Genomic DNA, 26,097 nt, shown 5'->3' on the forward strand with positions numbered 1-26,097 from the left:
TTAAATGAGGCGATCGGATCTGAATCCACAGGCAAGATGCCCGATGCTCCGTTGGGAATTTTGCCTCATTTTAGCCGCAACAGTCTACTACTAATGACTACATAACCCACCGGCAATTAAGAGTATCTTAAATACCCAAAGTTTGGCCGGAGGTTTGAACCACAGAGACACAGAGGACACCGAGAGGTTGATGCAAAGATTGTCTCTGCTTTTTTCACCGCCGATCGCGCCAATAAATTCCTAACAAAACCACCATCGTAATGCCACATAAAACCTTCCAAGCAAACAGCCACCACGGATGCCACCAAGCTCGCGTTTGCACTTCCACGATATCGGATAATCCGAATAAAAGAAAAGTTAGAGAGGCTATCAATCGGAGCGATCGCGCCTTTCCGGTTACTCGGGTTGCCGCCCCCGCGAAACCCAGGGCAAACATCCCCCAAATCCCCGCTTCGATATAATTGCCTAGGTTATAAATTGCCTCCAAAATTTTGGCATTTCTGACCGCGGCTTCCGGGCGGTCTGGGGGGGCGACATTCCATCCCCAAATCAAAAAAACGGCCAAAAGCAAAAACAGGCAAATCAGCCGAATCGCGGCTCCTTTAGTAATCTCCATCTGGTCAAATCAACAAAATAAAAAACCCGTGGGGTGCAAGCCTCGCACCCGACTCCCGACTCCCGACTCCCGACTCCCGACTCCCTACTCCCTTTTCTCCTGAACCCGCCACAACACCATCACTAACGTTACCCCCACCAACGCGCCGCCCAGGTGGGCGGTGTGGCTGATGCCGTTTTGAACGCCGATTTGCCGCAGTTCAAATAGCACTTGTTGGATGACGAATTGACCTAAAATGATCGCTTCCAGAATTTTGCGCCAGTTCCAACTCAATTTGATTAAAACGCTGACGGCGAACAGTCCGAAGACGGCGCCCGACGCCCCTAAAGAAAAATCCACGCCGCGATCGAAGATTAGGCTCATGAGATTGGCACCCAAACCGCAGACGAGATAGGTTAAAATGACACCGATCGCCCCCTCGTCTTCCTCGACAATTTTGCCGAAAATATACAGAAAAAATAGATTGCCGGAGATATGCGCCCAGTTGGCGTGCAGAAACATGGAGGTGATGAACTGATACCAGGCGGGATTGTTGTGGTTGAGGTAGAGCCACTGCAGGGGCAAGCCGAGGACACGATCGCCCGCGAACAGCACCAAATTGATCAGAATCAAAGCGAAGACGCCGTTGTAGAGGCGATCGGGCTGCATTGCAGTCCAGGATGAGGATTTGACGGGTTGAGACATAAGCGAAGATCGACGCGCATCTCCATATAAGATAGCCTAGAGGCACCGATTGAACGCTTGTCAAATGATGAATACCCGCCGAACCCGCAGCCAAGAGCGAATTTTGAGCAAACTGAAAACTTTGAGGCGATCGCTTTCCGCCCAAGATCTGTATCTGGAAATGCGGAAAGACAGACAGGGCATCGGTTTGGCGACGGTTTATCGATCGCTCGATGCCCTGAAGCGGGAGGGTTTGGTTCATGTCCGCATCCTGCCGACGGGAGAATCCGTTTACAGTTGTGTCCTGCAGGACGAACACCACCTCACCTGTCTGGAGTGCGGACGATCTATCCCCATCAATGAATGTCCGGTTCATCATTTAGAAACCACGTTGCAAGAAGCCCACCATTTTAAAATTTACTACCACACTTTGGAATTTTTCGGGCTGTGCAGTGAGTGCGCGAAAAAACAGGGGCGATCGGATGGGTGAAAATCCGCTCTGCTTAAAGCCCCCAGAATTGGGGGTTTGGGGGAGCCCCCAGAATTAGGGGTTTGGGGGCTAGAAATTGACTTTAATTCCCCCGCAACCGTCCGAGGGTGGTGATGTAGATGACGGCTTCATCGGTGGGGATGCCCAAAACTTCGTTCACTAAATTGTCAAAAAATCCGCCGATGCCACTGACGCCGAGCCGCAGGTAAATGGCGGCGAGGTTGAGCCGCTGACCCAGATAGCCGGCATCCATGTGCAAATATCGATAGGCGCGATCGCCGTATTTCGCGATCGCCTTTTTCAAATCGGCGGTGTGGAACAGGACGGCGGCGGCATCCCGGCCTAGATCCTGTCCCAAGCAGAGATAGTGCAACTCCCGCCGGAAGTTTTTGAACCGAATCTGCCGCAATTCTTGGGCTTTTGGCGCGTAATAATAGCACCCTTCTTCCAGTCCGTTCACCCCGGAAACGGCGACGAATGACTCGATCAAACTCAGGTCGAAAAAGTCCGGCGAACCGTCCAAACCCTGGCCGATGTAGTGGTCGTGTTGGTAGGTAAAATCCAGCAGCGCCAGCAATTCTTCCAAGTTCAAATTTCCCCCGCTATAACCCCGGGTGGAACGGCGGCGTTTGATGGTGGTTTCCAATCCTTCAAGTTCTTTGCCCCAGTCGATGGGGGAACTGAACGTGGAAACTTTCGTGCAGAAGGGAAAGTTATATTTGTCCTCCCGTTCTTCATCTTCCGCCGACAATTTCCAACCCTGAGAACCGGAGGTATCGGATTTTAATTGGGTGGCGCGGTGCAGGTGGGGGAGCAGTTCTCCGTCGGGGATGTTGGGGTAGTCCGTCTGGGTGGCGGAGGGGAGGGCGGTTCTCGCTTTGGGGAGGTTTTGATCGACTTCCAACAAATCCGCCAAAGCCGCGATCGCGATCGTTCCTTCTATTTTGGAGTCGAAATAAAACAGGTCGTTTACCGCTTCGTCGGCGAATCCGCCGATCAGATGGGGGCGGTAAGAACTCAGCGATCCGGCGAGTTCCAAATTCCCGATCAGGTGTCCGGTGTCGAGAAAAATGCGGCGGTAGGCGCGATCTTGATACCGCCAAGCGGAACGGTAGAAAACGGCGGAGACGACGACCGCCAGTTTGGTATTTTCTAATGCCGGATGCCAGAAACAGGCTGCCTGCAACTCCGGCCAAACTTGGGAGTCCCAAAATTGAACCAGGGAGTGGTGGAGGCTTTGATAGTTGTAGAGTCCCGCCGGCAGTTCGGGGGTCCCCCGGGAGACGAGATAGACTTCGGCGGGGTAGAGTCCCCCGGCAGACGGCGCGGAACGGAGGTAGTGAAATCCGTTCGGGGTGGACATTTTGGCCGTCAGTCCGTAAGTGTGGAGTAAGAGGCGGGAAAGCCGCCGCCATTCGCCGTTTCCCGAATCGGCGGTTTCTCGGAGGTAGGGTTTGAGATCGAAGACGGTGCCGATTTTGTATTCTTTGAAGGGGATCGGCTGTTTGCTCCAGTCCAACTGCTGACTCTTGGAAGCCAGGGTATCCGGGTCGTATTTGGTCCGCTCGTGGTAGTATTGGGCGATCGATACGGGTGGTTCTGACATAGGACGCACGGTAGTGGAGGATGAACAGAGGTGCTGAAAATATGGAAGGCGATCGCTTCCGTATTCTTTCAGTCTAAACGGCATCCTCCAAGTTTGCAGTCATTCGATTTTCGCACCGGGGAAGGCGGCGTGGCGGGATGTGAGATGTGGGGAGGGCATGAGACGATCGCTGCTTCTGACTCGACGGCTGACTTTGGAACTCTCAAATCGGCTTCCGCGTCGTCCCCCGCAAGCGATCGCGATGGCGATGAAATTGACATCAACATTCGCAGCCGATTCGATCTCGGTTTGTCTTAAAACTTTACCCATTCCTATCAGAATTCGGGCGATCGCAGAAATGGCCGAGATTCGGAATTGATGTCCGAACCCTCAATTTTAATTGAGAAGATCCGCCGGCATCGGCTATTCTGGTGGCAGACTCCTAAAAATGTTTCCCGACCCGACCCCGATCGCAAGTCGATTGGCGATCGCCCGATGTGGCAAAATAACGGTAAGCTAAAAACGGGTTGCTCTTGCCGTCCGGCGATCGCCCCCCGATCTCGGCTGGGACGGATGAAATCCGTATATATACTTATTAATTGAACCGCCCATGAAACCGAATTCCAATTTTATTGTAATCGATACAGAAGGACAACCCGTCCTCCGAGAAGTCGCGATCGTCGATCATCAGGGTCAATTAATTTACGAAGCATTCGACGAAAAGCACCGCCAAAATCCCGCCATTCTCAACCAAACCAAACCCCTCAAAACCATCATGAGCGAGTTCGCGGAATTGGCCGAATCCAAAACCATCATCTGTCACTACGCCCGCCACGATATCGAAGTGCTCCGCAACTCCTTTCGCGCCGCCGGTGTCACCCCCCCTCACCTCACCTTTCAATGCAGCTTTGAACTCGCCCAGCGCTACCTCCCCAAGCTCGAAAGCCACGCCTTGGAAACCATCAGCAAACAATTAAATCTGAGGAACAACGGCAAAACCGTCAAAAGCGATTCCGCCCACCGGGCAAAATACGACGCCCTTTTCACCTACCAACTTTACAGACGCATGACCAATGAACTGTTGAAAACCAAACTCCAACATCACCCCAACCCTTTCGGGACGAGCCGGGTCGATACGCCCTTCCAAGATCACGTCGATTTTCGGGGCATTTTTGAAGCCGAATTTGGGCGATTAAAATCCATTTTATCCGACATTAAAAACGATGTCAACCACCAGAGTAAAGGAGCCGTCGTCATCGGGGAACCGGGTTCGGGAAAAACCCATTTGATGATGCGACTGGCAAAAGACCTGCTCGCCAAAAACCGGCTTTTATTCATCCGCCAACCCAACAATCCCGACACCGTCCTCTTCCACACCTACAGCCGGATTTTGGAATCCCTGATCCAAAAAGTCCCCGACAGCAACCACACCCAACTCGAACATTTACTCGCCAACAGTTTTGCCGAAATCATCAAAGATTCGGACTCCTATTCCACCCCCCAAACCCAAAAAGACGAGCGGTTGCTCGAACTGATCGAAGATGACAATTTAAAACTGTTTACCGACCTCGGCAAGGACGACACCCGCCTCAAACGGGACTATTGGCAACACATCGAAAAACGGGCGTCCGACTGGTGGATTCGCCAATTTTCCTCCGCTGGATACGCCCCCAAAGTGCTGCGGGGAATCATCCGATTTTGCGGTTACACCGACTTCAAACGCCGCCAAACCATCACCCAGTGGTTGGCGATGAACGATGTCTCCCAGGAAGAACTGGATAAAGTCGGTTTGGAAAGCTGGGGGGAGGATATGAGTCGGGAAGAAATTTCCCTGGCGGCGTTGGAGGTGTTCGGCAAACTGTCCCTGTTGGACGAGCCCCTGATTATTATTTTCGATCAGTTGGAGGGGTTGAGTCAAAAGCACAACGAACGGCTGCTGCAAAGTTTTGGCGAGGCGGTGAAGGAAATTTTCACCCACGTCCCCAACAGTTTGATTATTTTAAACTTATTTCCCGATCGCTGGGAACAGTTCCAACTCGTTTTCGACGGTTCCATTGTCGATCGCATCTCCCAATCTCAAATCCTCCTCAACAAGCCGTCCGACGAACAGTTGAAGCAATTGCTAAACCTGAAATCCGAAGTGCAGGATGTCACCATTGACGAGTTATTTGAACCCCAGGAAATTCGCGATATTTTGAGCGGGCCTTCCATCCGCTCGGTTTTGAACGCCGCCGCCGACTATTACCGCTACAAAATCGACGGCATTGCCCTGCCGAAGCGTCCGAGCAAATCCAACTCCCACGGGGTGCTGGCGACGATGGAAAAGCAGATCAACCAGTTGACGGAGGAAGTGACAGACCTGAAAGAAATTGTCGCCAAGTTGGCGAATATGTTGAACTTGGCGGACGGGGAAAATATCGTCCGCGTCTTCCCCAGCGGCATGGCGGCGCGATCGCCGATCAAAACCTCGGTGCGGAGCGAATTCGAGGATTATTTGCGATCGCAGCGGGGGATGTTGGAAAGCAACTACGGCAAACCGGCGATCATTTCCGAGAGCGACGATTTCGGGAAATTGACGACGATCATTGAATCGTTGAAATTGGTGTTATCCCCCCTGGACGTGGAGATTTTGAGGCTCGGAAAGCGGGTGCTTCCGGAGCATTTGGTGATCCGAACCTCCACCCACTTATTCGCGATCGCATTTTTGCACCAAAGCGGCACCCGGTTTTATCACCGGATTCGGAATCTCAATGAACTGTTGAGCGATCGGCCCGACATCCACTTTCACCTGTGCCGGGATGCACGAGAAGATCTGGTTTCCGGAAAATCCAGTCAGGCGGAATTCGAGAAATTTTGCCACGCCAATAACGGCCACTTCCTGCTGTTGGATCGCGACAAACGCATCACCTTCGAGTTAATTTATCAGGCGATCGTCGATATCCAAAACCGCGATTTGGACGTGGATTTAGAGGAAGCGATCGATATCCTGCTGTTGGACTATCAGGACTATTGGCTATTCCAAAACCTCACCCAACTGACGTTGTAGCCAATTGTAGGGTGCGTTCCCGACCGTCACCGGCCGACTTCGCCGATAATGAATCGGTGGGCACGCACCGAACGCGACTATTCAGACCGCTGATAAATAGCGGGGAAACGCACCCGACACCACTGATGAGCCGAACTGGCGATGAAGGGTTGGGAAATGGGGAAAGCCATTTCCCCATTCCCGATTCTCAAAAGCCGTTCCACCCGCTCTGAGTGAGTTTATACCTCTATTCTATTCGGTGAGTCCTAACGAGCGGTTTTCTGTTTGCCCTTGAAAGCGGTCGCCCCCAAAGCGCCGACGGCCAACAGACCGAAGACAGAAGTGGGTTCGGGAACTCCTTTCTTGTCAGAAAAACTATTGGCTTGAATGAAAACGCCCGAATCCAAAAACGGGTCGCCGGCATCCGCGATCGCCAATTTGATCGTGTGAGTTCCCGGAGTCAAGTCCAAAAATTTGGCGGTAAAGACATTTGTAAAACCGTCGTACTCAATGTTGTAACTTCCGCCGCCATCACTGAAATCGTTGTTGTTGTACAACTCGGGGTTGCTGGCATTGATCCCGCCGAACGGATTCCCATTATTGACCGTATTAATTGCAACTGGCGTATCAGTTCCCGGAATCAGGGCAATGTTAACCCCATTGAGGAAGAAGCCGAAAACATCATTAAATGAACTGTTGACATATTCGTTGTATTCTTCCGAGGCAAAGACATAGTTAAAAAACAGGTCGCCCCCTTCCGACTCAAAGTCGAATTCTAGGATCGTTGCATCGTAGGTCATATACCCCGGAATGAGAGCGTTCAGATCGGAATCCCCGAAAAACCCATTGCTGGTTGTCGTCGCATCCGAGGTATTGGGTCCGGCTGCATCAGTCGCACAACCGGTGGTTAAGAGGATTCCGGATTCGATGCCGATACCAGATGCCGCTCCGCCAGTAAATGTTCCCGATGCACACTCGGCACCAGTATATGAAACAGAACCCGGTACGACTGTGATGCCTTCACCCAAGATATTGTCAACTAAAGTCTCACCGTTGCTGGTGGGAGTGATATCGAACGCTTTAACTGAACCTGTTGCTCCCAAGAAGAAGACCGTCGTTCCGGTTAAGAGCATCGATGCTTTTTGAACGATTTTTCGATCGATTTTCATTTTTTTTCTCCCGATTCAGGGTTTTCAGCTTGTCACGCTGCGAGCCGGTCGGTCCAAACCACCTGAAGAGCTGATTGGTAAACCCAGTCCGGATCGGTTTTAATCCGTTGCCAAAATCCAGTTTTGGCAGTCCACAAACCCCGTAAACGTTGCCAATGATGTCCTGCAACGCCGGGATTTAAAGGGCATCATAAATCCGCTCTAAAGATACTTGAATAGTTCGCGAACAAGGCAGCAGCGCTCTTACATATTCGACGGATATTTTTTGGGGAAGTCCAGTCAAAAAAAGCCTTTCAGCGACTTTGTAAATTGGCTCTTAAATCTACCGCTAAACTGCAATTTAATTTGGGCTTTGAAATCCGGTCGGCAAACACAACCTTATAAAAAATGTCGCTGCTCCAGTTCAATTACTATCTTACATAACCGTGTTTATATGGTCAACTTTCGATGTATGGCTTTACCGAATCTTTATAAAGATAGGGGGATAGCTTTACTGAAATTTTCAATTCGACGCGAAACGACTCGATGTAGCGTTTGAGTCCGACCGGCCTGAGAGTGAAAGAAGACACGACAAAATCCTACTGCCGTGTCTGTACTCAAATGCCGGATCGACTCGATGCATCAGTCCTTCCCAGAAACTTCTTTGACTTTCGGCAACCCAACGTATTAAGTCTGACGTAGCAGTAGGATGTGGCTTTAAATGCTCAACAGTGTCGAATTTGAATGGTATGCAGGTTCCAGGACGAGATGGCCGGGGATGGCGGCGGGTTCCAAATCCATGCCGCGACAGAATTCCTTCACCCGCGCCTGTTTGGCCTGCAAGCGAGTTTTTAGCACCTCCGCCGCCTTGTCGGGTTCGCCTTGTCCGCAGAAAAATAAATCGGCGGCAAAATAGCCGTATTCCGGCCAGGTGTGGATGGCGATGTGGGATTCGGCCAGGGTGGCCGTGGCGGTGACGCCGTGGGGACTGAACTGGTGAACGCAGAGATCGATGAGGGTCGCGCTTCCGGCGGCGATCGCATCCAATAAGGCGTGACGGATGCGGTCCGGATCGTTCAATACCTCTGCGGGACATTGCCAAGCGTCCACGACGATATGGGTTCCGAGTTGTTTCATTTTTGGTGCTTCCACCCCCCAGTTTTGGGTTACAAAAGGACAGGTTTGGGCTCAAAATGGACCGTTCCTCCACCTCTCGACCCCGGGGGCGATCGCTCCACCGAGCCGGACTGTCCCTGGGACCATTTTTCCATTTTCAGCCGTCTCCATTTTAGCGCAGTTGCAAAAGTAACCCCGAACCGTTGTTCATCTTCCTTTAAATTACGGTTGCATGGCCCGTCACTTGGCCGGGTGAAGGATACTTCGCTTCGACTCAAACGGGGACTTTGAGTTCAATTCTCCCGCCTTGCAAAGGGAAAAATCCCCCTAAATCCCCCTTAATAAGGGGGACTTTGACGGCTCATTGGGACTCAACCGGCTGGGTTTAAAACCGCTTCGATTTCCTGCTGGACTTGTTTGAGGCTTTCCTTTTGGCGATCGAGCCATTCGATTTCGGCTTTCAGTTGTTCGGGGGTGGCGTTGGCATGATGAGTCCGCAACTGCGGGAAACCTACATTCAAACCGTCAGCGATCGCGCCCGAGAAGCCGGCTACACGGCGTTAATTCCCAAACACCTCAACCCGGCGTCACCCCTGGCGATCGCCAATTTATATCACTATTTGCAAGAGGTTTGATTTGTCCGAAAATAAACCGGGTTTCTAAGAGCGTGTCGGTGGAGAAGCAAAGATATTGATAGAAACCCGGTTTCTAGGAATCTACAAACCCAGACAATAGCGAATCGCCTCTTCAACTTCTAACATTTTTTCGAGAGATAATCGACCGCTCGGCTGTTTGGGAAATCGATTTTGGTCGAGTGAGCGCATTTGAAAACAGAGAAAAACTGTTTCTAAAGGCAGTCCGCTTTCTTCGGGAAAAACTCTGATATTGGTTGGTAAATCTCTACGAATGTTCGCGCCTTTTGTTCCCACAACGACCGTCACAACGAGGGGCAATCGATTCAAAGCATCTATAGATACGACCAAAACGGGTCTAGTTCCCGCCTGTTCTTTTCCCTGAATTGGGTTTAGATTGACAAAATAGATCTCTCCTCGTTGAATCGTCATCAGTCTTCTAGTCCGTCCATTTCTGCAATTGCAAATTCTCGATTAATTTCCGCGATTTCTCTTTGAATATCCGGATCTTCCGCAAGTTCCTGAAGTTGTCGTTCCACTGCGGAAGGGTCGGAAAATTTGCCCGTGCTTTTGGTTTGGCTTTGCACCTGTTTTGCCAACCGTTCCAGCAGCCATTGTTGTTCGGATAAAGATAGATTTCTGACTTCGCGAGCCAGTTCTAACAATTTGGGCGAAATCATGTCAATCTTCCCCTAAATTTGTGGTATTTTTACTATTCTAACCACGGATTCGGAAAAGAAACCCGGTTTCTGGGCATCTACAACCCAGACAACCGCGATTTCGATTTAACTGCGATAAACATCCCGCCGATGCCTCACGCGCATGATACGCACGATTTTATTGCGGTCGTCGATCGCATAAACAACCCGATAATCACCGATCCGAATCCGATAGGAATTATCGTCTCCCTTCAACTTTACTACCCCTTCGGGACGCGGTTCTAGACCCAAATTATCGATCGCCGAGCCGATGCGTAACTGAAGTTCGATATTCAACCCTCGCAACTCCTTAGCCGCCGACTTCTCCAAGCGAACGGTATATAGCAGTGTGAAATGATTCGTGAAAAATTGATCGACTCAAAGCCCCCAGTATTGGGGGTTTGGGGGCCGGACAATTTTACAAATGGTTTCCGATTGCTATAACTTTCATCCGCCATTAGCATCAGCCTCGATTTCTTGCTTCAACTCCTCCCAAGACACTTCTTCTTCATCTTGACGGGTATGGGCAACCAAAACATCATAAAAATCTTCCCACAACTCCCCCCACTCTTCCAAATCAATGATAACCGCCTGCTTCTCCCCGGCTTCATTGACGACAAATTGAATTCCTTTCATCGCATTTTTCCATTGCTAATTGAGCTTTAAGATTGGGCTAGATGGTAAAAATCAGAAAAGAAACCGGGTTTCTAGAAGCGACTTTGGTTCTCCATCGAGATATTGATAGAAACCCGGTTTCTAAGCATCTGGTGGGGACTCGAAGAAACCGGGTTTTCTTTTATCCTAACTCGGCAAACCCATCATGTCGCGGTTGTCGTGCCCCGGGGCGATCATCGGGTAGCAGTCCTCGTTGCGGGTGACGCGGACATCCAAAATCACCGGGCGGTTGTGGGAGAGGATCTGGGCGATCGCACCTTGGAGATCCTCCCGGCGGCGAACCGTGATTCCCTCGATGCCGTAAACGTCCGCCAAGCGGGCAAATTCCGGCGTCCCCTCCTCCAAATTGGTCGCCTCGTAGCGATCGCTATAAAACAGGTGTTGCCACTGCCGCACCATCCCCAGCCAGCCGTTATTCAAAATCACCACCTTCACGCCGATGCCATACTGGGCCAGAGTTCCCAACTCCTGCATATTCATCTGGAAACTGCCGTCGCCGCTGATACAAATCACCGCATCGTCCGGCTGGGCCACCTTCACCCCCACGGCGGCGGGCAGGCCGTAGCCCATCGTCCCCAGACCGCCGCTCGTCATCCACCGCCGGGGCCCGTTTTTGAGGAATTGCGCCGCCCACATCTGGTGTTGGCCCACGTCCGTGGTGTAGAAGGCATCGGGCGCCTGGCGGGCCAGTTCCACCAGCACCTCCTGGGGCGATATCCCGTCCTCCGGTTGGGGGACATCGAGGGGATAGTCCGATCGCCACTCCTTGATGCGATCGCACCATTCCCGCGTCTGTTCCGGCTTCCCCTCCATCCCCAACTGGTGACTCCGCTGCAACAGATCCCCCAACACCTGCCGCACGTCCCCGACGATGGGCACGTCCGTCGTCCGGTTTTTCCCCACCTCCGCCGGGTCGATGTCGATGTGGATCACCTTGGCATCGTGGGCGAATTTCTCCCCGGTCCCGGCCACGCGATCGTCAAACCGCACCCCCACGGCGATCAACAAATCGCACTCGCTAACGGCAAAATTGGCGTAGGCTGTCCCGTGCATCCCCAACATCCCCAACGCCAGGGGATGATTTTCGTCGAAGGCCCCTTTCCCCATCAGCGTCGTCGTCACCGGAATTTGGAACTTATCGGCCAATTCGGCAATTTCGGGGTGGGCCGCCGCCATGATCGCCCCGCCGCCCACATACAATAACGGCTTCTTCGCCTCCGAGATCAACTGCAACGCCTGGTTGATCTGCCGGGGGTTGCCCCGCACCGTCGGCCGGTATCCCGTCCGCCGCACCGTCCCCGGTTCCACCGGCGTATAGTCGATGGGGTCGTTCCCCACGTCCTTGGGAATGTCGATCAGGACCGGTCCGGGCCTGCCACTGCCGGCTAGGTGAAACGCCTCGGCGACGACCCGGGGCAGATCGGCCGGATCGCGCACCAGGTAGGAGTGTTTGACGATGGGCAATGTAATGCCAAAAATGTCGATTTCCTGAAACGCATCGGTCCCCAAGGCGCCCCGCGGCACCTGCCCAGTGATCGCCACCACCGGCACGGAATCCATGTAGGCCGTCGCCAACCCCGTCACCAAATTCGTCGCCCCCGGCCCCGACGTCGCCAGACAGACCCCCACTTTCCCCGTCGCCCGGGCGTATCCGTCGGCGGCGTGGGCGGCGCCCTGTTCGTGGCGGACGAGGATGTGCTTGAGTTCCCCCGCCTGTTCGGCGCGATAAATTTCGTCGTAGATGGGCAGATTTGCACCCCCCGGATATCCGAAAATATGCTGCACGCCGTGGCGTTTCAAACTGTCGATGAGGGCGAAAGCACCCGTCACTCGTTGGATGGCTTCTTTGGGATTTTGCATGGTTTTCTCCAATTCAAAATGGGTCTGTGGGAAATCCAAACTGCGGGTTGAGATCTAGCTCTCAGCAGCCGGCTATCAGCGGTCAGCCGAAAGTCGAAGTTTGACTCCGAGCCATTTGGGGAATTTGCCGATGTCCCGACCGGTTTTGCGATCGCTCCAACTGCTACAAAGACTATAAATGATCTCCATCACCACCCGACTCAGTTATCATCAATTTTTCAGCTTTTCGATCCGCCGACACGCAGGACACAACTCAACGTCCCCCTTATTAAGGGCAGAGCCGTTTCATTCTCGGTTAAAAATTGTCGTGGGAGACGGGGAGAATCGGTGACGGGGGGAGGGGGCGAAAGTTTTTTCGGGTTAAGAATACCTTTTCATTCTGAAAAATCTTCCTCTCCCCCCCTCTTCCTCTGCTTCCTCTGCTTCCCCAGCCATTTTTCGGGGGAAAATGAAAGAGCCTTGCTGATTGAGGGGGATTCTCCCTACACCTTCGATTCGGTCAATGTCACCGAATCTTGACTCGTTTGCCACTGCAACATCAACCCGTATTCCAACCCCTCCACCACCGCCTGATAGGAGGCGTCGAGGATGTTGCAGGAGACGCCCACCGTCGTCCATCGCCGGTGTCCGTTACTCGACTCCACCAACACCCGGGTTTTCGCCGAGGTCCCGGCCCGCCCGTCCAAAATCCGCACCTTGTAATCCCGCAGTTGAAATTCCGCGATTTCCGGGTAGAAATTTTGCAGGGCTTTTCGCAGGGCCGCATCCAGGGCCGAAACCGGCCCGTTGCCTTCCGCGACTTCCAATATTTCGCGATCGCTGACAATCACTTTCACCGTCGCCAAAGCATTGCAAGTCTCCACATTTGACTTATCGCAGTGTACTTGAAAACCGCGAATTTCAAACCACTGTTTCCGAGTCCCCAATGCCTCCCGCATCAGCAGTTCAAAACTCGCCTCCGCCGCCTCGAATTGATAGCCCTGATGTTCCAGTTCTTTCAACTCTTGGAGGAGTTTGCGACTGGCGGGGTCGTCGCGATCGAGGTTGATACCGTAATTTCGAGCCTTCGCCAAAATATTGCTCAACCCGGACTGGTCGGAAATCACGATTCGCCGCTTATTTCCCACCGTTTCCGGGGCGATATGTTCGTAGGTCAAAGGGTTGCGTTCCACCGCCGAAACGTGGATGCCACCCTTGTGGGCGAAGGCCGACAAACCCACGAAGGGCGCATGGTCGTCCGGCGCCAAATTCACCACCTCGCTGACGAACCGACTCGACTCCGCCAGTTGTTTCAACTGTTCCGGTTCCATGCAAGAATAGCCCAATTTCAATTGCAAATTCGGCATCAGCGTGCACAGGTCTGCATTGCCGCACCGTTCCCCGTAGCCGTTGACGGTCCCCTGCACCATTTCCGCCCCTTCCATGACGGCGGCTAGGGCGTTGGCCACGGCCGTCCCGGAGTCGTTGTGGGTGTGGATGCCGATTTGGCGCCGGTCCTCACCCCACCCGGAAACCGCCTCGGCGACGATGCGGGTGATTTCGGCGACTTCGTGGGGGAGGGTGCCGCCGTTGGTGTCGCAGAGGACTAGCCACCGGGCACCCCCGTCCGCCGCCGCCTTCAGGGTTTCCAGGGCGTAGTCCGGGTTGTGCTTGTAGCCGTCGAACCAGTGCTCGGCGTCGTAAATTACCTGGCGCCCCTGGCTGCGGAAAAATTCGACGGTATCGCGAATCATCGCCAAGTTTTCATCCAGACTGGTTTTCAGGCTTTCCGTGACGTGCAGATCCCAGGATTTGCCGAAGGTGGTAATCCAGCGGGTGCCGGCGGAGAGGATGGATTGCAGGCCGGGATCTTGGGCGGCGGGGACGTTGGGGCGGCGGGTGGAACAGAAGGCGACGATTTCGGCTTGGGTGAGGGGTTCTTCCTGGAGTCGCCAGAATAGTTGCACGTCCTTGGGGTTCGCACCGGGCCAACCCCCTTCGATAAAGGGAATCCCGAGGCGGTCGAGGGTGCGGGCGATGCGGAGTTTATCTTCTAGGGAGAGGGAAATTCCTTCGCGCTGGGCTCCGTCTCGCAGGGTCGTGTCATAGATCCAAAGTGGCTTACTCATGGCTGATCTTCGCTAGTTGGTGCGGTGTCCGGCGGCGCGATTTGACTCATGGCGGAGCGGACACATTTTTACCCCCGCCTTTCAGTATGGAATGAAGACTTGCCATTCGGGCAGATCTAAACTTTATTTTCACATTCGGGCGATCGCGCCTTCCCCCCAGCCCATTCCCCCGTTTTGTTGAACTTCAAATTATCTCATCAATTTGATGTCGGTCGTGTTAAAAATTATGAACGGGCGATCGCGCTTCGATTCTTTGGTGTTAAACTCGATTGGGACTCAAATATCCGATGTCAGAGAAATCTAATTTCAATGATTTCGCCAATGGCATTGATATCATTGATTGCAATTGTTTTGAAGATGTGGCGACAGTTATCAAACGACCCGAATCGATCCATCACATCGAATCCGGTTAAATATCCGAACCGCTTGGGAATCAATTCCCAAGGGCGCAAGCCAGGCGCCCCTACCAGCACAAATCCTCTCGCATAGGATTGCGAATCGATTTCCGAATAGAGCATTGATGGCGATCGCCCGATGGGATCGACGAGGACATCGCCCCAGCCCGATATTTATCAATTTGGGGCGACTGACCAAAAGCTGATACCTGAGAGCTATATTGCACCCAAAAACCGGGTGCTCCCAAAAATCCGGTTTTGCTACTATCATTATTGTCAGCATCCGCTTTTTTTAACAAAACCGATTTTAGGAGTGCATTCTATGCCACAAATTCAAGCCCAAGGGAAAACCATCACCTGCGATCGCGAAGCCAACCTCCGCAAGGTCTTACTCGACAACGACATCGACCTCTACAACGGCCAGGCATCCACCATCAACTGTCACGGCATCGGCACCTGTGGCACCTGCTGCGTCGCCGTCGAGGGGGAAGTTTCCGAACCCCAGTGGCGGGAAAAAACCCGGATGTCCCTCCCGCCCCACTCCCCGTCCTCCGGGCGCCGTCTGGCCTGCCAAACCAAAGTCCTCGGCGATGTCCGCGTCACCAAATATGAGGGCTTCTGGGGGCAGGGTTCCGATACCGAATGGACACCTTGAATCAATTAATAATTGACAATTGATAATTGACAACGATCGCAATTGATTCCCGATTCCCGCGTTTCCTTGCCTTCCTCGAGGGGAATGTCGAGGGGGTGGGTATTGAGAATTAATCAGTGATAATTGACAATTGACAACGATCGCAATTGATTCCCTATTCCCGCGTTTGGTCGCCTTCCTCCAGGGGAATGTCGAGGGGGGTGGGTTCGGGTTGTATGGCGGCGGGGTCCCGGTCGAAATACTCGTAAACCGTGCGGGACATCTCCTGAATCAGGGATTGTGCCGCCATGTCTTCGTCCGGTCGGGAGGCCAGAACCGCCAGAATGTAGCGCTTTCCGTTGGGCAGATCGACCAACCCCACATCCCCGAGTAGCATTCTCAGGGTTCCGGTTTTGTGGGCGATAATCGCACCCCGCCCCAACCCAGCGGGCAAGAGACTGTCATTCTCGGTCTGCACCATAATTCGCAACAAGCGATCGCGCGACGTCATCGACAGCAACCCCCCCTGGTGCAGTTGGGCCATCAAGCTCACCAGATCTCGGGGCGTCGTCGTATTCGTCCCGTCGAGGTCGGGTAACGGGTTGCGAATCGCCGTATCCTGGAGCCCCCAACTGCGGAATTTCCGGTTGAGGATCTCGGCGCCGCCGAGGCGATCGATAATCATATTGGTCGCCGTATTGTCGCTGATGACAATCATTTGGGTCGCCACTTCCAAGGCCGTGTATTCGCTTCCCGTCGGCTGGTATTGCAACTCCCCCGCCCCCCCGGCGACGTCCGCTTCTGTCATCGTCAGCATCTCGTCGAGGCGAATTTCCCCCGCATCCACCGCCTGAAAAAACGCTACCAGAATCGGCACTTTGATCGTGCTCGCAGCGGGAAACTGGGTGCGATCGCCCAACCCCACATAGTTCCCCGTCTGCAAATCCAGCACCATCAAACCGGGGTCAATTTCCGGGGTTTCCTCGGCGAGGGTTTGCACTTGTGTTTTCAACTCCCGCATTTCTCGATTGAATTGCAGGGACAGGGGCAAAGTATCATTGACCTGTCCCGCTTCCATTTCCTCCGATGCCAAATTCGCCTCCGCCATCGCCCCGGCACTCGAACGGCCCAAAGAATTGAGGATCGAGAGAACCGTCCCCGAAATCACGCCGATGCCGATCCCCAAAATCAGCAGGCGGGCGCCGTAAACCATCGGCGAAACCGGGCGATGTCGCCGGACGACCCGCCGTTTCGGACGGGGGTGCGGTTGTTCCCGAGAATTGACATTCTGGGGTTGGGGAACCGGACTCGCGCCGTCCATCGGCACCACGTTAGCCGATCGCATCGGAGAACCGCCCCTCGGAGGCGGTTGCACCCGACGGCGGTTCGGGGGGGGTTGTCGGCGCCGGGATTTCTTCCGAGGCGGCGGCGGTTGCCGTCGCAGTTGGGCCACCACCGGATCAACGGACGCCCGTCGGTTGGGATTCGCCGGCGGATACTGTCCGGAGGGTAAATTCTCCGGCCAAGGACGCAGATCCGAAGGCGGCAATTGGGGGGAAGGGCGCGATCGCTGCCGTCGCCGGTCAGGACGGCGCCGGGAGCCTCTGGACCGCTTGGAGTTGGACCCCCACTGGGATACGATCGATAAAAATGAGCGACGGGGATACCGCTGGGCCACACCTAACACCTAAAAATAATCACAAACTGTACAATACAACTTCCGGCTTCAAGACTGACCTTGCCGAGATTAGAGCTCCGGAGGATCGCACGATTCGCCCCCCGAAGGGTCGGGCGACGTTTTCAGGGTATCACTAACCGCGTCCCGGGGGAGGTTGGTCAACGCCCATTCGACTTGAGACAGAATACCCCGCAACATGGCGACTTCCGAGGCCGAAAGTTGGGCGCGGTTGAACAGGTGCCGAAATTTCTCCATGCGGCTGGTGGCCGTGTGGGGATAGAGATAGCCGATTTTGAGCAACAGGGTTTCAAGTTGCCGGTAATATCCTTCGAGCAGTTCCAGGGGGGCATCCGAGGGGGAGGAAACGTCCGGGGAATTGATGTCCGGTTCGGCCAGTTGCCGCAATTCATAGCAACAGACGGCCACGGCTTGGGCCAGGTTCAAGGAGGGGTAAGCGTCGCCCGTCTGAATGCGGACTGTGCGTTGGGCGTAGTTGAGTTCTTCGTTGCTCAACCCCCGATCTTCCGGGCCGAAAATCAGGGCGGCGGGGGCGTCGAGGAGCCAGGAGAGTCCCCGGCGGGGGGTGTCCATATTTCCCAGACCCGTGCGATCGCGGGCCGTGGTGGCGATCGCACGCTGACACCCCGTCAGACTCTCGGGCAAGCTGTCCACAATTGTCGCCGATTCTAGAACATCTGCGGCGTGGACGGCCATCCGCCGCGCTTCGGAGCCGCGGGGATCGCAGTGGGGATTCACCAACACCAGTTGCCGCAATCCCATATTTTTCATCACCCGCGCGATCGACCCCACATTCAAGGCCCCGGCCGGCTCCACCAAAACGATCCGTATTTTGTCTAACGCTGCTTCTCCCGGAGTCTGCGACATCGAAAATGATATAATATTTCAACTTATTACATTACCCACTCAAATAACTTAACATGGCGCGTCAGCCCTCGAAGTCCGACCTGCCCACCAAAATTTGTCCGGTCTGCGATCGCCCCTTCACTTGGCGCAAGAAGTGGGCGGACTGTTGGGATGAGGTCAAATACTGCTCGGAACGGTGTCGGCGGCGGCGATCAAGTTCCAATTGAAACGGGAAGTGGGGAGTCGGTCGTAGGGAGTCGGGAGTCGGTCGTAGGGAGTCGGGAATTTTGACTTTCCCACACCCTCATAAAAGTTGCGATGGGGTGAGACACTGAATAATTGATCGTTTCATTTGTTGAGTGTTAAGGTGCAACCCAAATTAATCATACACGGCGGAGCCGGGAGTTCCCTGCAAGGTAAGGGAGGCGTCGAAACCGTCCGCAATTCTCTCCAGCGAATTTTGGCCGAAGTTTACGGCCGGCTCGAAAACGGGACGGCGGCTGAAGATGCGGTCGTCCGAGGCTCTCAGTTGCTCGAAGATGATCCCCTGTTCAACGCCGGGGTGGGGTCGGTGTTGCAGTCCGACGGACAGATCCGCATGAGTGCGGCGTTGATGAACGGCACGTTGCAGCGGTTCAGCGGGGTGATCAACGTCTCGCGGGTCAAAAATCCCATCGAGTTGGCGAAATTCCTGCAAACGTGCCCCGATCGCGTCCTGTCGGATTACGGCGCGGCGGAATTGCTGCGGGAGTTGAATGTACCGAAGTTTGACCCCCTGACGGACCGTCGCCTCTACGAGTGGATCGAAGACCGCAAGCAGGATTTTAACCGCAAAATGGCGAACGTGGTGGCCGAGGATGCCGAGGCGGGCCGCGGCACCATCGGGGTGGTGGCGTTGGATCAAAATGGCGCGATCGCGGCGGGCACTTCCACCGGTGGCAAGGGGTTTGAGCGGATCGGCCGGGTCAGCGATTCAGCGATGCCGGCGGGGAATTATGCCAACGCCAAAGCCGGGGTGAGTTGTACCGGCATCGGCGAGGATATCATCGACGAGTGTCTGGCGGCGAAGATTGTGATTCGGGTGACGGACGGTTTGTCGTTGAAGGAGGCGTTCGAGCGATCGTTTGCGGAATCGACCCAAAATCAACGAGATCTGGGTGCGATCGGCCTCGACGCCTCGGGTGCGATCGCCTGGGGGAAAACCAGCGATGTGGTGTTGGCGGCGTTCCACGACGGCGAGAAAATGGCCGACAGTTTGGAAGCAGAACCCGGCACTCAAGTGTTTGTCGTTTAATTCGATTGGGGACTAACACGATCCCCCATTATCCCCCTTAACAAGGGGGACTCAGAGTCAATTTTAGGGGGCGTTCCCGCTCATGTGCGATCGCTTCAGTGGGTCGGCGAGAGTTGGGAACGCACCGGGTTCGACTCGATTCTTGATGGTACAAATAACCGCACGCAGCGCTATAACTTGGGAATCTGGCACTATAGCAATCGGGAGTCATTTGAAAATATTCTAGCCCCCAAACCCCCAATTCTGGGGGCTTTGAGCCGCTCAAATTTTCGCGAATCATTTCACACTGCTATCTGAAAATCAACCACATTTAAATTTGGAATTTACAAGGGTTTTAAAAGTTGAGCTGTGAGTTGAGCGATCGCGCTTTGATTGTCGGAAATAATCTCAAATCCGGTTGAATGCTCGGAACTAAACGGTTGAGATATCAACACCGCTTGGGAATCTATTCCCAAGCTCATAGCAAAAATCCTCGCTTCGTGGATTGGTGAGATCAGACAGGCTAATATATATGCCGATGATAACTGAGTCGTCAGTTGTACATCCGAAATATTTTAAGTCTGATGATTAAAATCTATTGGTATTAAGATAAATATCAAATTCGTTGGCAAGGGTTTTAAAGCTGCTGTCGGACATATACTTCGCGTGGTAATGGATAATAGGTATCAGATATTTCCCCACCATATTGGGGTCTGGTATCGTGCGATCGCCGATCAATTCGTACTGGCTGTTTGGAGTGGGAGTCTAGCAAGCGATCGCACAACAAAATGTCTGCGATCGCACTAGGTAAACGCCGGGCGCATCATGATAAAGCCAGCAGGGATAAAGTCTCATCTTCGTAAAATAATGCGATCGCGCCAAACTCTCGACGCAGCAAATTTTCAACTTGTAATGTCGAACAGTTCCCAAGGCGAAGCCAAATCACTTTCGGTGGATTTCCAAATACCAAACTCCGATCGTGCATATCGGCATCTTTCGAGACGATCATTAAGTCATTATCTTTTGCATAATCCCAAACCATTGGGTCGATTGTCGCTTTCATGCCCACATCTCGAACGTGAAGCGAGTTTGGGAAAAGATCGCTCAAACGGTTTGGTAATTTAGGCGATAGATTTTCATCAAACAATAATTTCATGGGGATAATGGGGCAGTCATAAACCGACGTTCGCGGTCAGCAGCATAAGCAATGCAGGCTTTTAAATCTTCTCGCGTCAGATCGGGAAAATCGTCGAGAATTTCTGCTTCAGTCATCTCGGATGCCAGGTACTCAAGCACTTCATAGACTGTAATCCGCAAGCCACGGACGCAGGGCTTACCACCCCGTTTTTCAGGCTCAATTGTAATGATGTCTCGGTAGTTCATAAACTGGCATGAGTGAAAAATGTATACTTAGCATTATATCGAAAACTTTTGCTTCCCGCAGACAGAGAAGACTTCTAGAGCCGATCTGCAATGCGATCGCAACTCCTTTAGTTATTGTGACGTTCTCCTCACGCTCCCGATTCCTTCATTGTGCAGCACTCGCTTTAAGATAAGCCCCCTCCCCCAGATGCTCTAGATTGGGATAACAACTCCGGTAATGCGTCTCGCTCACAAACAACCACAGAATCCGAGTCCGCCGATTCTGGGGCGGCTGAGGGCAGGGAGCATAACCATCCGTGTAAATAATTAGACCATCATAATCCCGATGTTCGTCCAGATAAGCCAAAACCGGGGCAAAATTTGTTCCGCCTCGTCCCGTTAATTGCACTTCCCGCTGGGCACGACGGAAGGTCATCACATCGGTTGTAATCTCCGTATCAAATTGAATCACATCGATCGCCTCCACGCCATAATTAAAAAAGCGATTAACCACCGAAAACCCCTGCTGTAGCTCTTTAGTTCCCATCGAGCCACTCACATCAATAGCAAACAACAATCGGGTGGTAAAATCACGACGACTGCCCATATAGGCGAACCCATAGCGGCGATTCGGTTTCATCCGGGTTAGCCGCCGCTGTTGGCTGAGGATAGAGGTGCGAAACTTGCGTAAAACCGCCCGATAGTCCAGCTTCGGGTGCAGATTCGCCAAAATCTGTTCCCGCAATTTGCCGCCAATGCTGCCCCAACTGTCATTAGCTTGAGCCATTTTCACCAAGTCATCCAGGCGATCGCTCAATAATTCATCTCGATCCCACTGATCGGTATTTTCCACACCGCTCAAATTGGCGTCGGTATAAACTTCTAGGAGATCCGGGGGGCGATTACCAGGGGTTGAAGCTGGTTCAGATTCCGAATCAGACGAGTCAGATTGAGCGGGTCCGGACGCTTCCATCGCTTCGGCTGTACCCGTCCCTGCCATCGGTGTGCCGGATGCTTCCCCCTCCGAACTGGGGGACTGTTGATCCCCCCTAGCCCCCCTTAAAAAGGGGGGAACTAGAGCGAGCAATTTGTGGTAGTAGAACTCGAAGAATTGTTGGTCATAGGTGCGATCGCCAAAAACATCCCGCGATCGAGGAAACGGCAACTCGGTTTGCAAGTATTCTTGGAGTGTTAAATTGCTGGCAGTATAGCTAATGGTGGAGTGCGCTTGGCGGCGACTGTAGGGGTGTTTGAGAAGAATCCGTAGCGCTTCAAAGCGCAGGGTGGCTTCCAGGTGGCGATCGCTCAATTGCGCGATAAAATTCGGATTGTACTCAATCCTACCCCGTTGCACGCGAATGGTTTGAATGCGCGGCTCAGAGACTAAGGCGTGACTGGTCCAAACAGCCAGTAACAGGGGTTCAACAAGTAGCCACTTTTCCACAATTCGAGCAATACGGTAACGGGCGATCGGTTTCATCTTCATATCGCATTTAATATACTTAACCCAAGTTGCTAGTTATAAATGATCCCCCTAAATCCCCCTTAATAAGGGGGACTTCCGGATTCTCCCCCCTTTTCAAGGGGGGCTGGGGGGGAGCAGATTCTCCCCCCTTTTCAAGGGGGGCTGGGGGGGAGCAGATTCTCCCCCCTTTTTAAGGGGGGTTGGGGGGGATCGAATTCATGTGTCTGTTATAGTTTTGGCGGCAAAAATCTCTGCGGCACTCAGTTGCAATTCCGGGAAAGCTAAAGATTTAATCCTCTCGTTTCCGGTAAACAGCGTGACCTGATACTCCCCATCCACCAGTTGATAAACAGAGAGAGTCGGTTGTTTGGGATCGCCGATAAACCGTCGTCCGCCCAAACCTAAATAATCCACAATCCAGTATTCGGATATCCCCATCAGTTCGTATTCCCCGACTTTCCTCAGATAATCATCTTGCCAGTTTGTACTGACAACCTCTATAGCCAGTCCCACGGAATTTCCCTTCGTAATAATCGATTCTTTCTGCCAACGGGGTTCCTCGGCTAGTTGCGCTTTATTCAGAACAATAATATCAGGTTGGTAGCCGGATTCGTCATTGATCGGTTTCAGTAAGCAATCCCCCGGGATTGCATAAGGTAATTGCGATCGCCGAATCTCAAAGTGGAGTTCGCCAGCCATAAAACCAATAACACTAGAATGTTCTCCAGTTCCTAAAGGTATTTTGACGATCGCCCCATTGTGTAATTCGTATTTACAGGTCGCATTTTCCGGATACCAGTCAACAAATTTATCGAACGATAGGGGTGTGGTTAGAGTGGCAATCGTCGTTTCTAAATCCTGTTCAGATCCCGTGGCTTTAACTAGGGGCAGCTTTTTCGGTAACACAAGGCGGCGAATTTTGCCCAAAGGACGGTAAAATTTGCGATCGCTGACCAATTCCACCTCATCCACTACATAAGTCGCCCCCTCTTCCCGCAAACGGCGAGGAAACTGCACATTTAATTCTGGATTATATCCCTCAGAAATCACCCGGATTCGCAATTTCCCTGAAATCTTATCACAGCGTAATAAAACCCCACTGGTGGCTTCTGTTACCGTTTCCAATTCTTCTATTTGTTCGGGTAATTTTGGAGAATTGCGATCGCGCAGCGTCTCGGAACGAGAATCGCCGGACAAAACTGGCTCTCGTAATGTGTAGCTGACAATTCCTGCCCCATCAACAAAAGTTCTAGGATTCAAATAGCCAAAATAGTCTTTTCCTTGTCTGATGAAATTCTCATTAGGACGGCCAAACTGCCATCGATTAAACCCTGCATTAAAGCCAAATCGTTCGGTTTGTTTCCCATCCACCCAAATCATTCTCTGAAATATTCCATTTTTGAACGCAAGGCGAGCGTGTTGCTTCTGACGAGTATATTGGCTCAAATACTTAAATTTAACTTCCTCAGCCAGAATAGTCTCTTCTCCTTCCCCTTGCAGGGTTGAGGGGTCGTAGGTAAAAAATCCCGTAAATTGACGGCCTGTTAACGAACCTGAAAGAATCTTAACCGTAAAGTCGTAAGTCATTTTTACTTGGATTTCTTTTTTAGGTTGAACCATTTTCGTCTCCTCGTCATACAGTAGGAATGAGTAATGGGTGATCGGCGGTTTACACTTCGATCGCTTCCAAATATTCTGACAAGAAATCAATCAGATCCATCGATTCGGCAATAAACCCCATAGCATCACTAAATTTAGATCCCTGAATCAGGGAAGAAAAATGGGCGATCGCCTCCTGTTGTTTTGCTTTCTGGAGATACTGGAGATATTTTAACAGATTCTTGCGGGCATGATCCGCTTTTTTTTCGGGGCAATGCCCAGTATTGAGCCAAAGTAAAATCCGTTCGTTCAAACTGGCAAAGTCCTGAATTTCCAGATCTTTTAGATGTTTTGAATGCTTGGAATATTGTAACAGGAGTTGCTCGGGTTCCAAACCCCGTTGGTTGGCGAGGCTTTGGCGAAAGGCGAGACTGGCGCGAGTCCCCACCATACCGGCAATCAGTTTGAAGTGAATTTCTTGCAGATCTTTATGATGGCGAAGAAAATCCGCAACTTTGACCCAAGCGCGGCGATCGGGAGTTTTGATCAAGCCGGCAGTGGCGATCGCCGCATCCGCATCGGGATTATCACCATCAAGATATTCTGGATGCTGTTGGATAAATGTTAACACCCGCGAATCGATATCCTGTTTAGCAGCCCAGAGCAACCAATCTTCCACCGTCGGCGCAAACTCGTAGAGATTGAACCGCGACACCAGAGCCGGATCGAGTTCCGTCAGTTGATATTCTTCCCCCGCATTCACCGCAGCAATGACAATACTGCCAGGAGGCAGGCGTTTACCAGCCAAAGTTTTGTTGAGGGCAAGGTCTTGAACCGCCTGCAAAATTTCGGGGCGGGCCCGGTTGAGTTCGTCCAGAAATAGCACCACCGGGCGATCGGGTTCGGGCCACCAGTAGGGAGGTAAAAAAACCGATCGCCCGGTTTTCTCATCTTTATGGAGCAAGCCAATCAAATCCCCCGGATCGCTCATCTGACCCAAAAAGAAGGGGATGACGGGCAGGTTGCGGCGCTGACGGTAGAAATAGCTAATCATTTCGGATTTGCCAATACCATGCTTGCCCACCAGGAGAATATTTTGCTCCGGTGGGGTCAGTTCTAGAACTTGATAGAGTTCGCGGGCGTCAATACGAATCATTTTCTTTTACCTTCTACCGTTTACTATAAATCTTCATGACGAATCCAGCTATTTTCCGGTCAGTTGGATTGAGGAACGAAACCCAACACCAGTCTAATTGGTTGGGTTTCACTATCATTCAACTCAACCTACATTTTTAGCACGGTCACTGTGCATTAAAAAGGAAATGGTGGGTTACGGCGCGGATGAAAAGTTGTGGGTTTTTCCGAAAAATTACGGCGGAGCCCAACCCACCCGACTGAACTACAAATCCTGATGACGAATCCAGTTAGAACGGCCATAGCCTCGCTTGAGATGGGTTTTAAAGCGAACGCCACTGTTGTAAGTCTCGCGGAGAGCCTGAATTGCGGTTCGCAATTTAGGTAGCACTTCCTTGAACTGGTTAAAGGGAATCAAAATAGCAAAGTAGTCGTTGTCAGACAGACGAATAATCAGCTTAAGCTTAATACTATCGACTTCGGTGGCAAAGTCAAATTGATCTTCCTTGGCAATTTTACGCACCTGAGCCAAGATCGCTTGCACTTTCAAGTCTTTCTGTTTTTGGCGCTTGGCAGCTTGTGCTTTTTGCCGCTCAACTCGCCGCATAAAGGCTTGCACCAGGGCAACCACCTCACTAATATCAGAAACGGGGGCAGGCGATCGCTCTCCCCCCAATTCTACCCAAAGCTGTTGCTCCGGACTCCTGACCAAATGTAAATGGGTCTGATTGCGATACCAGCGCTCCTGTGATTCTGTGAGCAGAACACAACAACAGAGGGTGTTGCTGGGTGTCTGGTTCGCGCTTGCTCCCCCTTGAAAACGATAGTAATGGTGACAGTTATCATTGCGCTCTGCGCCAGCGATCGGCTCAACTCGCGCCCACAAGTCTTCGGCTAATTCCCGAGCCTGTTCGGGCTCAATGCTGAGGGGTTTCTCCCCCGATATATTCTCCCGAAGGAGCTTTTGCAAACTTCGTGATGTGATAGACATAAGTACAGTTTCCCAATCTGCGAAAATCTGCGAAATCTGCGGACTGATAACAGGTTCAGTCAGTCCACTCAGGTCGGTTAGCATCA

The 26,097-nt window shown here is 52.5% G+C and carries 29 protein-coding genes; 8 read left to right on the forward strand and 21 right to left on the reverse strand.

From position 1 onward, the window contains the following. Positions 1-214: 214 nt before the first annotated feature. Positions 215-616, reverse strand: a complete 402-nt coding sequence (locus LKE08_RS20160) for a hypothetical protein (protein ID WP_324706049.1) — start codon at positions 614-616, stop codon at positions 215-217. 84 nt (positions 617-700) lie between these two features. After that, positions 701-1,300, reverse strand: a complete 600-nt coding sequence (locus LKE08_RS20165) for a rhomboid family intramembrane serine protease (RefSeq protein WP_324706050.1) — start codon at positions 1,298-1,300, stop codon at positions 701-703. A 67-nt stretch (positions 1,301-1,367) separates the two neighbouring features. Here LKE08_RS20165 and LKE08_RS20170 point away from each other — a divergent pair, with 67 nt between their 5' ends. Beyond that, positions 1,368-1,769, forward strand: coding sequence for a Fur family transcriptional regulator (locus LKE08_RS20170; protein WP_324706075.1), 402 nt, complete (start codon positions 1,368-1,370; stop codon positions 1,767-1,769). A gap of 82 nt (positions 1,770-1,851) precedes the next feature. Here LKE08_RS20170 and LKE08_RS20175 read toward each other — a convergent pair whose 3' ends face one another. Beyond that, positions 1,852-3,375, reverse strand: a complete 1,524-nt coding sequence (locus LKE08_RS20175) for a SagB/ThcOx family dehydrogenase (RefSeq protein WP_324706051.1) — start codon at positions 3,373-3,375, stop codon at positions 1,852-1,854. A 30-nt stretch (positions 3,376-3,405) separates the two neighbouring features. Between LKE08_RS20175 and LKE08_RS20180 the strand changes: the two genes are divergently transcribed. From LKE08_RS20180 to LKE08_RS20190, 3 genes are read left to right on the forward strand one after another with little or no spacing between them, the layout of a single operon-like run. Further along, the gene (locus LKE08_RS20180; protein ID WP_324706052.1) at positions 3,406-3,672 is read left to right on the forward strand and encodes a hypothetical protein; all 267 of its coding nucleotides are present in this window, start codon (positions 3,406-3,408) and stop codon (positions 3,670-3,672) included. A 60-nt stretch (positions 3,673-3,732) separates the two neighbouring features. Next, positions 3,733-3,957, forward strand: coding sequence for a hypothetical protein (locus LKE08_RS20185; RefSeq protein ID WP_324706053.1), 225 nt, complete (start codon positions 3,733-3,735; stop codon positions 3,955-3,957). Positions 3,958-3,964: 7 nt separating this feature from the next. After that, the gene (locus LKE08_RS20190; RefSeq protein ID WP_324706054.1) at positions 3,965-6,400 is read left to right on the forward strand and encodes an exonuclease domain-containing protein; all 2,436 of its coding nucleotides are present in this window, start codon (positions 3,965-3,967) and stop codon (positions 6,398-6,400) included. A 245-nt stretch (positions 6,401-6,645) separates the two neighbouring features. Here the strand turns inward: LKE08_RS20190 and LKE08_RS20195 are convergent, their stop codons facing one another. The 3 genes from LKE08_RS20195 to LKE08_RS20205 all read right to left on the reverse strand — a co-directional run bounded on the left by LKE08_RS20195 (position 6,646) and on the right by LKE08_RS20205 (position 9,143). After that, positions 6,646-7,548 (reverse strand): choice-of-anchor L family PEP-CTERM protein, encoded by a 903-nt coding sequence (locus LKE08_RS20195; protein WP_324706055.1) that lies wholly within the window; start codon positions 7,546-7,548, stop codon positions 6,646-6,648. Between the two features lie 696 nt (positions 7,549-8,244). Beyond that, a complete protein-coding gene (gene speD, locus LKE08_RS20200) occupies positions 8,245-8,664 on the reverse strand; it encodes an adenosylmethionine decarboxylase (protein WP_324706056.1) in 420 nt (139 codons plus the stop codon). 350 nt (positions 8,665-9,014) lie between these two features. Beyond that, positions 9,015-9,143 carry a hypothetical protein gene (locus tag LKE08_RS20205; protein ID WP_324706057.1) on the reverse strand — a complete coding sequence of 43 codons (129 nt, stop codon included), beginning with the start codon at positions 9,141-9,143 and terminating at the stop codon, positions 9,015-9,017. On the opposite strand from LKE08_RS20205, the gene LKE08_RS20210 reads away from it, so the two are divergent. Next, a complete protein-coding gene (locus tag LKE08_RS20210) occupies positions 9,129-9,278 on the forward strand; it encodes a hypothetical protein (RefSeq protein WP_324706058.1) in 150 nt (49 codons plus the stop codon). The genes LKE08_RS20205 and LKE08_RS20210 overlap by 15 nt on opposite strands. 81 nt (positions 9,279-9,359) lie before the next feature. Here LKE08_RS20210 and LKE08_RS20215 read toward each other — a convergent pair whose 3' ends face one another. The 7 genes from LKE08_RS20215 to LKE08_RS20245 all read right to left on the reverse strand — a co-directional run bounded on the left by LKE08_RS20215 (position 9,360) and on the right by LKE08_RS20245 (position 15,134). Next, positions 9,360-9,707, reverse strand: coding sequence for a type II toxin-antitoxin system PemK/MazF family toxin (locus LKE08_RS20215; RefSeq protein WP_324706059.1), 348 nt, complete (start codon positions 9,705-9,707; stop codon positions 9,360-9,362). Beyond that, positions 9,707-9,955, reverse strand: a complete 249-nt coding sequence (locus LKE08_RS20220) for a hypothetical protein (RefSeq protein WP_324706060.1) — start codon at positions 9,953-9,955, stop codon at positions 9,707-9,709. The genes LKE08_RS20215 and LKE08_RS20220 overlap by 1 nt, the downstream gene beginning before the upstream one ends. 105 nt (positions 9,956-10,060) lie before the next feature. Then, entirely contained in the window at positions 10,061-10,303 is a 243-nt protein-coding gene (locus LKE08_RS20225) for a type II toxin-antitoxin system RelE/ParE family toxin (protein ID WP_324706061.1), read from the reverse strand. Positions 10,304-10,420: 117 nt separating this feature from the next. Further along, a complete protein-coding gene (locus LKE08_RS20230; RefSeq protein ID WP_324706062.1) occupies positions 10,421-10,609 on the reverse strand; it encodes a hypothetical protein in 189 nt (62 codons plus the stop codon). A gap of 165 nt (positions 10,610-10,774) precedes the next feature. Next, entirely contained in the window at positions 10,775-12,508 is a 1,734-nt protein-coding gene (gene ilvB / locus LKE08_RS20235; protein WP_324706063.1) for a biosynthetic-type acetolactate synthase large subunit, read from the reverse strand. A 482-nt stretch (positions 12,509-12,990) separates the two neighbouring features. Then, complete coding sequence (gene cimA, locus LKE08_RS20240) at positions 12,991-14,616, reverse strand: citramalate synthase (protein ID WP_324706064.1); 1,626 nt, start codon at positions 14,614-14,616, stop codon at positions 12,991-12,993. Between the two features lie 290 nt (positions 14,617-14,906). Further along, a complete protein-coding gene (locus LKE08_RS20245) occupies positions 14,907-15,134 on the reverse strand; it encodes a hypothetical protein (RefSeq protein ID WP_324706065.1) in 228 nt (75 codons plus the stop codon). 199 nt (positions 15,135-15,333) lie between these two features. On the opposite strand from LKE08_RS20245, the gene LKE08_RS20250 reads away from it, so the two are divergent. Beyond that, positions 15,334-15,666 carry a 2Fe-2S iron-sulfur cluster-binding protein gene (locus LKE08_RS20250; protein ID WP_324706066.1) on the forward strand — a complete coding sequence of 111 codons (333 nt, stop codon included), beginning with the start codon at positions 15,334-15,336 and terminating at the stop codon, positions 15,664-15,666. 154 nt (positions 15,667-15,820) lie between these two features. On the opposite strand, the gene LKE08_RS20255 is transcribed toward LKE08_RS20250, so the two are convergent. Further along, positions 15,821-17,332 carry a serine hydrolase gene (locus tag LKE08_RS20255; protein ID WP_324706067.1) on the reverse strand — a complete coding sequence of 504 codons (1,512 nt, stop codon included), beginning with the start codon at positions 17,330-17,332 and terminating at the stop codon, positions 15,821-15,823. Positions 17,333-17,392: 60 nt separating this feature from the next. Next, positions 17,393-18,208 carry an RNA methyltransferase gene (locus LKE08_RS20260; RefSeq protein WP_324706068.1) on the reverse strand — a complete coding sequence of 272 codons (816 nt, stop codon included), beginning with the start codon at positions 18,206-18,208 and terminating at the stop codon, positions 17,393-17,395. A 53-nt stretch (positions 18,209-18,261) separates the two neighbouring features. On the opposite strand from LKE08_RS20260, the gene LKE08_RS20265 reads away from it, so the two are divergent. After that, positions 18,262-18,414 carry a DUF2256 domain-containing protein gene (locus tag LKE08_RS20265; protein WP_324706069.1) on the forward strand — a complete coding sequence of 51 codons (153 nt, stop codon included), beginning with the start codon at positions 18,262-18,264 and terminating at the stop codon, positions 18,412-18,414. Between the two features lie 128 nt (positions 18,415-18,542). Further along, positions 18,543-19,481, forward strand: coding sequence for an isoaspartyl peptidase/L-asparaginase (locus LKE08_RS20270; RefSeq protein ID WP_324706070.1), 939 nt, complete (start codon positions 18,543-18,545; stop codon positions 19,479-19,481). Between the two features lie 802 nt (positions 19,482-20,283). Here LKE08_RS20270 and LKE08_RS20275 read toward each other — a convergent pair. The 6 genes from LKE08_RS20275 to LKE08_RS20300 form a co-directional block, all read right to left on the reverse strand. Next, positions 20,284-20,616 (reverse strand): DUF5615 family PIN-like protein, encoded by a 333-nt coding sequence (locus LKE08_RS20275; protein ID WP_324706071.1) that lies wholly within the window; start codon positions 20,614-20,616, stop codon positions 20,284-20,286. Beyond that, positions 20,613-20,843: a DUF433 domain-containing protein gene (locus tag LKE08_RS20280; RefSeq protein ID WP_040935233.1), complete on the reverse strand. Its 231-nt coding sequence runs from the start codon at positions 20,841-20,843 to the stop codon at positions 20,613-20,615. Before LKE08_RS20280 ends, LKE08_RS20275 begins: the two co-directional genes overlap by 4 nt. A gap of 145 nt (positions 20,844-20,988) precedes the next feature. Continuing rightward, positions 20,989-22,308, reverse strand: a complete 1,320-nt coding sequence (locus LKE08_RS20285) for a VWA-like domain-containing protein (protein ID WP_324706072.1) — start codon at positions 22,306-22,308, stop codon at positions 20,989-20,991. A gap of 195 nt (positions 22,309-22,503) precedes the next feature. Beyond that, positions 22,504-23,130, reverse strand: a complete 627-nt coding sequence (locus LKE08_RS20290) for a Uma2 family endonuclease (protein WP_324706076.1) — start codon at positions 23,128-23,130, stop codon at positions 22,504-22,506. Between the two features lie 826 nt (positions 23,131-23,956). Next, entirely contained in the window at positions 23,957-25,042 is a 1,086-nt protein-coding gene (locus LKE08_RS20295) for an AAA family ATPase (RefSeq protein ID WP_324706073.1), read from the reverse strand. Between the two features lie 243 nt (positions 25,043-25,285). Further along, on the reverse strand, positions 25,286-26,097 hold an 812-nt coding region (locus tag LKE08_RS20300), incomplete at its 5' end, for a hypothetical protein (protein WP_324706074.1).

Origin of the sequence: Lyngbya sp. CCY1209, assembly GCF_035615495.1 — a bacterium.
Taxonomy (GTDB): domain Bacteria; phylum Cyanobacteriota; class Cyanobacteriia; order Cyanobacteriales; family Microcoleaceae; genus Limnospira.

Excerpts from the sequence above, each read along its gene's own strand:
- LKE08_RS20185 (WP_324706053.1), top strand. The coding sequence starts at position 3,733 with ATGTCCGAACCCTCAATTTTAATTGAGAAGATCCGCCGGCATCGGCTA.
- LKE08_RS20265 (WP_324706069.1), top strand. The coding sequence starts at position 18,262 with ATGGCGCGTCAGCCCTCGAAGTCCGACCTGCCCACCAAAATTTGTCCG.
- ilvB (WP_324706063.1), bottom strand. The coding sequence starts at position 12,508 with ATGCAAAATCCCAAAGAAGCCATCCAACGAGTGACGGGTGCTTTCGCC.
- speD (WP_324706056.1), bottom strand. The coding sequence starts at position 8,664 with ATGAAACAACTCGGAACCCATATCGTCGTGGACGCTTGGCAATGTCCC.
- LKE08_RS20190 (WP_324706054.1), top strand. The coding sequence starts at position 3,965 with ATGAAACCGAATTCCAATTTTATTGTAATCGATACAGAAGGACAACCC.
- LKE08_RS20295 (WP_324706073.1), bottom strand. The coding sequence starts at position 25,042 with ATGATTCGTATTGACGCCCGCGAACTCTATCAAGTTCTAGAACTGACC.
- LKE08_RS20210 (WP_324706058.1), top strand. The coding sequence starts at position 9,129 with ATGATGAGTCCGCAACTGCGGGAAACCTACATTCAAACCGTCAGCGAT.
- LKE08_RS20195 (WP_324706055.1), bottom strand. The coding sequence starts at position 7,548 with ATGAAAATCGATCGAAAAATCGTTCAAAAAGCATCGATGCTCTTAACC.
- LKE08_RS20245 (WP_324706065.1), bottom strand. The coding sequence starts at position 15,134 with ATGCTCTATTCGGAAATCGATTCGCAATCCTATGCGAGAGGATTTGTG.
- LKE08_RS20165 (WP_324706050.1), bottom strand. The coding sequence starts at position 1,300 with ATGTCTCAACCCGTCAAATCCTCATCCTGGACTGCAATGCAGCCCGAT.
- LKE08_RS20215 (WP_324706059.1), bottom strand. The coding sequence starts at position 9,707 with ATGACGATTCAACGAGGAGAGATCTATTTTGTCAATCTAAACCCAATT.
- cimA (WP_324706064.1), bottom strand. The coding sequence starts at position 14,616 with ATGAGTAAGCCACTTTGGATCTATGACACGACCCTGCGAGACGGAGCC.
- LKE08_RS20285 (WP_324706072.1), bottom strand. The coding sequence starts at position 22,308 with ATGAAGATGAAACCGATCGCCCGTTACCGTATTGCTCGAATTGTGGAA.
- LKE08_RS20170 (WP_324706075.1), top strand. The coding sequence starts at position 1,368 with ATGAATACCCGCCGAACCCGCAGCCAAGAGCGAATTTTGAGCAAACTG.
- LKE08_RS20260 (WP_324706068.1), bottom strand. The coding sequence starts at position 18,208 with ATGTCGCAGACTCCGGGAGAAGCAGCGTTAGACAAAATACGGATCGTT.
- LKE08_RS20275 (WP_324706071.1), bottom strand. The coding sequence starts at position 20,616 with ATGAAATTATTGTTTGATGAAAATCTATCGCCTAAATTACCAAACCGT.
- LKE08_RS20230 (WP_324706062.1), bottom strand. The coding sequence starts at position 10,609 with ATGAAAGGAATTCAATTTGTCGTCAATGAAGCCGGGGAGAAGCAGGCG.
- LKE08_RS20175 (WP_324706051.1), bottom strand. The coding sequence starts at position 3,375 with ATGTCAGAACCACCCGTATCGATCGCCCAATACTACCACGAGCGGACC.
- LKE08_RS20220 (WP_324706060.1), bottom strand. The coding sequence starts at position 9,955 with ATGATTTCGCCCAAATTGTTAGAACTGGCTCGCGAAGTCAGAAATCTA.
- LKE08_RS20250 (WP_324706066.1), top strand. The coding sequence starts at position 15,334 with ATGCCACAAATTCAAGCCCAAGGGAAAACCATCACCTGCGATCGCGAA.
- LKE08_RS20280 (WP_040935233.1), bottom strand. The coding sequence starts at position 20,843 with ATGAACTACCGAGACATCATTACAATTGAGCCTGAAAAACGGGGTGGT.
- LKE08_RS20160 (WP_324706049.1), bottom strand. The coding sequence starts at position 616 with ATGGAGATTACTAAAGGAGCCGCGATTCGGCTGATTTGCCTGTTTTTG.